The 7,280-nt window shown below is 42.5% G+C and carries 9 protein-coding genes; all 9 read right to left on the bottom strand.

Going from position 1 to position 7,280, the window contains the following annotated elements; translation table 11 throughout:
• Window positions 1–362: translation elongation factor Ts (gene tsf, locus ABZD21_RS19585; protein WP_372776824.1), on the bottom strand; the 362-nt coding region annotated here is incomplete at its 3' end.
• Window positions 363–396: 34 nt separating this feature from the next.
• Window positions 397–1,221 (bottom strand): 30S ribosomal protein S2, encoded by an 825-nt coding sequence (gene rpsB / locus ABZD21_RS19580; RefSeq protein WP_372776823.1) that lies wholly within the window; start codon window positions 1,219–1,221, stop codon window positions 397–399.
• Window positions 1,222–1,329: 108 nt separating this feature from the next.
• On the bottom strand, window positions 1,330–1,716 hold the full coding sequence (gene rpsI / locus ABZD21_RS19575; RefSeq protein WP_372776822.1) for a 30S ribosomal protein S9: 387 nt from the start codon (window positions 1,714–1,716) through the stop codon (window positions 1,330–1,332).
• A gap of 2 nt (window positions 1,717–1,718) precedes the next feature.
• Window positions 1,719–2,177, bottom strand: coding sequence for a 50S ribosomal protein L13 (rplM, locus tag ABZD21_RS19570; protein ID WP_372776821.1), 459 nt, complete (start codon window positions 2,175–2,177; stop codon window positions 1,719–1,721).
• A 443-nt stretch (window positions 2,178–2,620) separates the two neighbouring features.
• Window positions 2,621–3,034, bottom strand: coding sequence for an acyl-CoA thioesterase (locus ABZD21_RS19565; protein WP_372776820.1), 414 nt, complete (start codon window positions 3,032–3,034; stop codon window positions 2,621–2,623).
• A 542-nt stretch (window positions 3,035–3,576) separates the two neighbouring features.
• A complete protein-coding gene (locus ABZD21_RS19560) occupies window positions 3,577–4,626 on the bottom strand; it encodes a polysaccharide lyase family 7 protein (protein ID WP_372776819.1) in 1,050 nt (349 codons plus the stop codon).
• A 67-nt stretch (window positions 4,627–4,693) separates the two neighbouring features.
• Window positions 4,694–5,785 carry a polysaccharide lyase family 7 protein gene (locus ABZD21_RS19555; protein ID WP_372776818.1) on the bottom strand — a complete coding sequence of 364 codons (1,092 nt, stop codon included), beginning with the start codon at window positions 5,783–5,785 and terminating at the stop codon, window positions 4,694–4,696.
• A gap of 399 nt (window positions 5,786–6,184) precedes the next feature.
• The gene (locus ABZD21_RS19550) at window positions 6,185–6,946 is read right to left on the bottom strand and encodes an SDR family NAD(P)-dependent oxidoreductase (protein ID WP_372776817.1); all 762 of its coding nucleotides are present in this window, start codon (window positions 6,944–6,946) and stop codon (window positions 6,185–6,187) included.
• 200 nt (window positions 6,947–7,146) lie between these two features.
• Window positions 7,147–7,272 (bottom strand): SDR family oxidoreductase, encoded by a 126-nt coding sequence (locus ABZD21_RS19545; protein WP_372776690.1) that lies wholly within the window; start codon window positions 7,270–7,272, stop codon window positions 7,147–7,149.
• Window positions 7,273–7,280 lie beyond the last annotated feature (8 nt).

Below are 7,280 nucleotides of genomic sequence, written 5' to 3'. Positions count from 1 at the left end.
GTACGACCATCTAAAGTTAAGGCTTTCAATGCGTCAAGATCAGCCGGTTTGTTAGCAATAGCAACATCAAGGAAGCTTTGAGTTAAAGCTACGAAACCTTCGTTTTTAGCAACGAAGTCAGTTTCACAGTTCAACACAACAATGGCTCCAAATTTACCGTCGCTGCTAACTTTAGCCAGTGCAGCACCTTCTGAAGCCTCACGGTCAGAACGTTTGCTGGCTACCAGTTTACCTCTTTCACGAATAATTTCTACAGCGCGGTTGAAATCGCCTTCCGCTTCGGTTAAAGCGTTTTTGCAATCCATCATACCAGCGCCTGTTGCTTTACGCAACTTCATTACATCTGCAGCAGAAATTGCCATATCTGTTAGTTTTTTTTATTTAAAAAATGAGCAATTATTCTTCTGAATCATCTTCATCATCCAGATCAACGTCAACATCTTCGTCGTCATTGGTAACAACTTTGGCTGCAGCTTTCTTCTCAGTTTTAGCAGCTTTTTTAGGAGCTTCTTCTCCGTCTTTTTCGCGTTCAACTTTACGTTCGTTCAAACCTTCAGCAATTGCGTCGGCCATGATACGAGTGATTAAACGGATTGATTGAGAAGCATCGTCGTTAGCCGGAATTACGAAGTCGATATCGTCCGGGTTTGAATTTGTATCAACCATCGCAAATACAGGGATACCCAATTTCTGAGCTTCACGTACTGCGATTTTTTCTTTTAACACGTCAACAACGAACAGAGCAGCTGGAAGACGAGTCAGGTCTGCAATAGAACCCAACATTTTATCCAATTTCGCACGTTGACGAGTAATTTGCAACTTTTCGCGTTTTGATAAGTTATCCCAACTAGTATCTTTCATCATTTTATCGATGGAGATCATTTTCTTAACCGCTTTGCGGATAGTTGGGAAGTTTGTTAGCATACCACCAGGCCAACGTTCTACAACGTATGGCATATTCACATTACCAACAGCTTCAGCAACAAGCTCTTTGGCTTGTTTTTTTGTAGCCACAAATAAAATTTTGCGTCCCGATTTGGCAATTTGTTTGATGGCAGCCGCAGCTTCATCAATTTTTACAACTGTTTTTTGTAAATCGATGATGTGGATACCGTTTTTCTCCATAAAGATATACGGAGCCATGTTTGGATTCCACTTTCTTTTCAGGTGACCAAAATGTACACCTGCGTCCAATAATTCTTGAAAATTTGTTCTTGGCATCTTTTTAACTTTTGAAATAAATTGTTGAAAAGCAACCGCTGAGTAGTCCCTCGTCTATGCCGGGGAGTCCCAATGGTTTCAGATCCACAGTTATTTTTAAATAAAATATTAACGTTTTGAGAACTGGAAGCGTTTGCGAGCTTTTGGTTGACCTGGTTTTTTACGTTCCACTTCACGTGGATCACGAGTCATAAAGCCTGCATGTTTCAGTTCCGGTTTGTTTTCAGGATTAATTTCAACCATTGCGCGGGAGATTGCCAAACGCACGGCTTCTGCTTGTCCTTTAATACCACCACCATCAAGGTTTACTTTGATGTCGTATTGATCAGCTACACCCAACAAATTTAGTGGTTGCAGAACAATATACTGTAGCGTACCATTTGGGAAATATTCATTCAATTCCCGGTTGTTAATGGTAATTTTACCTTTACCCTCACTGACAAAGATACGGGCAACGGCAGTTTTTCTACGTCCTAAGGTGTTTACTACTTCCATTGTTACAGTTTGATGGTATTTAAATCAATTACTTTTGGGTTTTGAGCTTCTTGTTTGTGCTCAGGACCAACATACACTTTCATGTTACCGTAGATAGCGCGTCCAAGACGGTTTTTAGGTAACATACCTTTTACAGCTTTTTCAACCAAACGTTCCGGATATTTCTTCATGATCTCAGCCGGAGTTTGGCTACGTTGACCACCAGGATAACCGGTGTAACGTAAGTACACTTTGTCATTCAACTTGTTACCGGTCAGCTTAACTTTCTCGGCGTTGATAACAATTACATTGTCTCCACAATCAACGTGGGGAGTAAAATTGGGTTTGTGTTTTCCGCGCAACATTTTCGCTATCGCACTAGCTAAACGTCCGAGCGGCATGTCAGTTGCGTCAACCACAACCCAGTCTTTGTTTACCGTGGCACTGTTGGCCGAAACGGTTTTGTAAGATAAAGTATCCACTTGCTCTAATTTTTTTTAATTAAACACTAAAAGTTGCAAAAACTTACTTCTCAATCTGTTAAGGACTTCCGACTTATTAACATCGGGCTCGTTAATAACTTTTCTATCCCCAACATTATCAATCAATTATAAGAACTGCAAGTACGGACAATAATCGGGACTGCAAAAGTATTTCTTTTTTTTGAATTAACAAGGGCTAAAACTGGCCGATGAAAAATTTAACACAAAGATTTACAAGAATTAAAGCCCATTTTCGGTGATCCACTTCGATTCCACTCTGAACAAAGCAAAGACACACGCTTTCACCCCATTGTCCTTCGCGGCTAGTTCTACTAAACAGCGATCGGTGAAACCGTGATTTGCAAAAGTTTCACCGATCGCTCTAAAACAATCTCGGACCGCTTATTTTTTATCGAATTCTACCTTTATTGCAAACCTTCATCTTATTCAACCTCCAACATCTGCTTAATGTAAGGCGCGACACAGCTCCTCAGGACGCTTCTAACTTGTACGGGCTTACCATTCGCATCGACCGCGACAAAGGTAAAAACCCCCTGCGTTACTTTGAACTCACTAAGATCTACCCTTGACCGAACAATTAGCTCGACTCCAACATCAATGGATGTTTTCCCGATCCGGTTTATTTTTGTGTACACCATAAAGACATCACCATTGTGAATTGGTCGAAGAAAACTAAAGTTACTCACCGAAACGGTTACTGCCGGAGAAGTAATCACTTCTTCAATTTGAATGGAAGCGGCTTTGTCCATTTTAGCCATGACCCAACCGCCAAATACTGTACCTGCATGATTAAGATCTGCCGGGAATGTTCTTCCCTTGAGTGAAAGTTGCCTCATTTGTTTATCTAAATAAGTTAAGCTATTGTTATTGTAACCGAATGCATTGGCGAATTCAGAGCTTCACACTTGCAACCGACAAACCCTGTTTTAAACCCCGTCATAACTAAACTTTATCGGGATCACACATTTCAATGTATTCTCCAACAGTTTGTACTTCCAAATAATTAATATGGCGCCTTCAAAGGCCTACAGCCACAAATAGCACTTCCTCCGATTACGACTACCTTCAATGATACTCTTCCCGTAACATTGGTGCTACGAATACCAAATTCGGGAAAGGGGCACCTGACGGTTTTAGCCAGGATAACGGGATGACGACAAACCTGCCGTAATGAGCTCCGCCCTTCGTAGAAAGCGCTAAGCGCTGATTACCAACAGTCATACTCCCAAACAGAAGCCCGGATCCAAATGCGAAGTACCAATGGGCAAACAAGAGGCCCGGATCAAGGTTTCTTTTCGGCGATTCTAATTTATTCATGAAGCTGCGTTAGCAGCGACGTTTTACTAGCGACGTTGAATCGATGCCGGAGTGATTGCGATTAATCCTGCCCTGCCGGGACTCCAGCGCCTACCGTGGCTTCTCTAAACCAAACTTCTGCATAGTCACCGTTTGCGTATTGTTTCGCGATATCACCACCATAAATGTCTGCTCCCGTACTCCAAACCATATTGGCTTCAGGACTTTTCCCATTTGTTTGGTTATAAGCGCCTTGTTTGAAGTACTGAATTTCGCCGGCATAAGCTTTTTCGCGTTCAATCCCATCGCGACCGATCGGCACAAACATTTTTCTGGTTTGTTCGGGTATATCCGAAACGTTGGCGAACGATGATTTCAACAGGTCTTTGGTGAATTGAACCGTGTCATGGCCTTCGCTTATAAAAGTCAGGTACATGATCCCCTCATGGACATTTATCTCGTAGAAAAACTCCTCTCCCAATTCAATACCATCTTTGGGTTCTTCGGGGTACGACGTTGGACTTGAACCAACAACAGACATATCGTATCCCCAAACAGCGGTTGAATAATCCCATCTTTTGGAATTATCTCCTTCGGTATTTATTTCATAGTTCCAAAATACCGACCCTTTGGTATGCCCCGGAAACTTTTTATAGAAGATCTTGCAGGGTTCGTTTTCATGCCCTTCATCGCTATGTATTTGTCCAACAACTACCGAGTAGGAAGCAGCAACTCTGGCATCGCCCGAAGTAGAAACATGCATGACTTTACAGCTGCCCGTTAGTTTACCACCCGTTTCTGGCGTCCAGTGTTCCTTCTGCCCTAATTCGGTTCTGGTGTTGCTTGAGGTTCTGGAAGTGACACCTGAGTTTGGAGTTTTATACACGACCCAATTTGTTTCGCCATCATTTGAAACATAGAAGAAATCCTTTTTCTCATATTGAATCAGATCATCCTGATAGGTGCCGTCACCCAGCAAAATTTTAAATTTATCCATAAATGGAATTACATCGCTGGGATAAACAACGTCTGCCGCTTTTTTATCTTGACTTTTTTTGGCTGCATTGCCGCATCCGGATAATACGAATACGAAGCCAATCATTACCAGAGGTAGTAAGCTTAATTTTTTCATTTTGTGCCTTTCTATTATTTGATGTATTCGGATGGTGTTGATAAACTGATACTTTTAAAAACCTGACTTAATCATTCTTCGTGAAATAGCCTTGATTAGACACAGCATCATCGCTTACATAAATACTAGCTGTTTTAAACCAAACTTCAGCGTAATTTCCGGTTTCATATTGTTTCTGTATATCCCCATCAAAGGTTTCAGCACCCGAACACCAGTTCATATTTACTTCGGGCGATTTCCCATTCGTTTGATTGTAACAACCTAGTTTAAAGAATATCCCCTCACCGGTGTAAGCAATGTCACGCTCTACACCATCCTGACCTATTGGCACAAACAGTTTTTGAGTTTGCTCCGGAATATCAGCAGTTGTTGTATACTCCGATTCGATTAAGTTTTTTGTAAACGTTTTGGTTTCATGCCCTTCACTGGTAAATATTAAGCTCATCAGACCATCCTTCACAACGATTTCATAACTAAACTCTTCGCCTAACGCGATGCCATCTCCGGGTTCTTCCGGATAGGTGTTTTCTTCGGTTCCAACAATCGAAAAGTCATACCCCCAAACAGCGGTTGAAAAATCCCATCTTCCGGAATTGTCATCACCTGCTGTATTGATTTCATAATGCCAAAAAACAGATCCTTTGGTATGACCGGGGAATTTTTTGTAAAATATTTTCAGTGGTTCGTTTTCATGTCCATCGGCGCTATGAATCTGACCGACAACGACAGCGTACGAAGCCGCAACCCGGGCGTCGCCAGTAGCCGACACATTCATAACTTTGAGCGTAGCTGTCAGCTTATCATCAGCAGTTGCAGGGTACCATTTTTTCAATTGAGCCAACTCGGTTCTGGTATTGTTTGAAGTTCCGTGGGTGTCGCCTCCGTTTGGGGCTTTAAACACAACCCAGTCAGTTTGCCCATCGTTGGCGGTGTAAAAGAAATCTTTATGCTCGTAGTTTATTGCCTGCCCGGCATTCGATCCATCACCTAAAATCAGATTCCAATGGTTGAAAAATGGAATAATTTCGCTCGCGTAAACGGATTCGGCAGCTTCGTTCTGGCTGGATTTTTTAGCGGTATTGGAACAGCTACTCAGGATGAGCGCAAAACCAATCAATAAGATAGCCGTACTGCTTAGCTTCATGTTTTTAATTCTCATAGTTTTTAGGTTTATCGTTGATTATTTTTATCTGTCAATAAGTTACTTCTTCGTGCAGCCACTTCTGGCTCAATTACGAACAACTGATCTTTCCGTTTCAGGCGAAAGGTAAATTCTCCGGACAGCACCGTAATCCGGAACAAAAGCAACGGGCACCCAAGTGCTTAACAAATGAATGTTTGCTACTCGGCTCTTCACCCTCATGCCTCCCAATTGGGAAGTAATTTTTTTTTTGCTGAAGGAAGGAGCCCCCAAAACGGCCAAGGGAAATGTCAAAAAGGCTCATCCTCCAGCAAATATCATTATGAATCCGGCAGATCTGCCAGTCGTCCAGGTACACCGATCAGAAGTTCGATGGACCTGTGAAGTTCAATTATTCGGCCAATTCAACGGCCGTAATTAGGCGCAATAAACACCGCCATTGATGTCAAGCGTAATTCCGTTAATAAATCCATCGTACTCCGAAGCCAGGAAAGCCACAGCCCGTGCAACGTCTTCAGGGTTGCCGGAGCGACCGAGCGGAATTCCCTCGATTGTTTTCAAGGCAGACTCACGACTTGTGTGTGTTTTGTGAAAATTAGTTCCTTCAATAAACCCGGGAGCGACTCCGTTTACCCGAATTCCATCGGGCCCCAATTCGGTTGAAAGGGCACGGGTAAAGGTCAGCACAGCACCTTTGGTCATGGAATAGATCAGCGAGCCGGGGTGACCACCTTTACGCCCCGCAAGAGAGGAAAGATTCACAATACTTGAGCCTTCAACCCGATTAAAGTAGGGAGTCAGCTCCTTTGTTACCAACATCATCGAAGTCAGGTTAATATCAATGAGTTTGTTCCAAAACTCCATATCTACCTGCTCCAACATACGGCGTTCGACCAGTGACCCGGAATTATTCACCAGAATATCAAATTGTCCGAAGTAATCTACTGCTTTTTGGATGCATGACGAAACCTCAGCCGGATTAGTTAAATCAGCCTGAACACAAATTGCCTTTTGGCCCTTCTCTTCGGCCAGCTTTTTTAGTAATTCCGGCTGTTCAACCGAGTGGAAATAATGCATGCAAACATTACAACCTCTTTCTATCAACTCTTTCGAAATTGCAGCGCCAATTCCTTGTGAAGTGCCTGTAATAAAGGCATTCTTTCCTGCAAGTGATCCCATTTTTATTGTTCCTTTAATTAAATATCAACCTGTGAGGGAAAATATCGGGAAACAACGCTCCCGATATTTCGACACACAAAAACCTAAATTGCCGATCAACCCGATCCAAATCGAGCTGATATAAGCATGATCCATCGTTCAGATCAGTGCTTATTCCGATCTGGAATAAACGCTGATCTAATTTCAATGCTCAATTGTTCTTAAATTCCTAAAGCCTGACCGCCACCAATCTGGATTGTTTCAGCGGTGATGAATGAGGCATCTTTACTTGCCAGGAAGGCAACTACTGAAGCAACTTCTTCGGGTTGACCCAGTCTTCCTAACAGAATGTTGT

The organism is Mangrovibacterium sp., assembly GCF_041596335.1.
GTDB lineage: Bacteria > Bacteroidota > Bacteroidia > Bacteroidales > Prolixibacteraceae > Mangrovibacterium.
The sequence above is the reverse complement of the archived record's forward strand: the minus strand, read 5'-3'. Positions and strand labels throughout refer to the sequence as shown.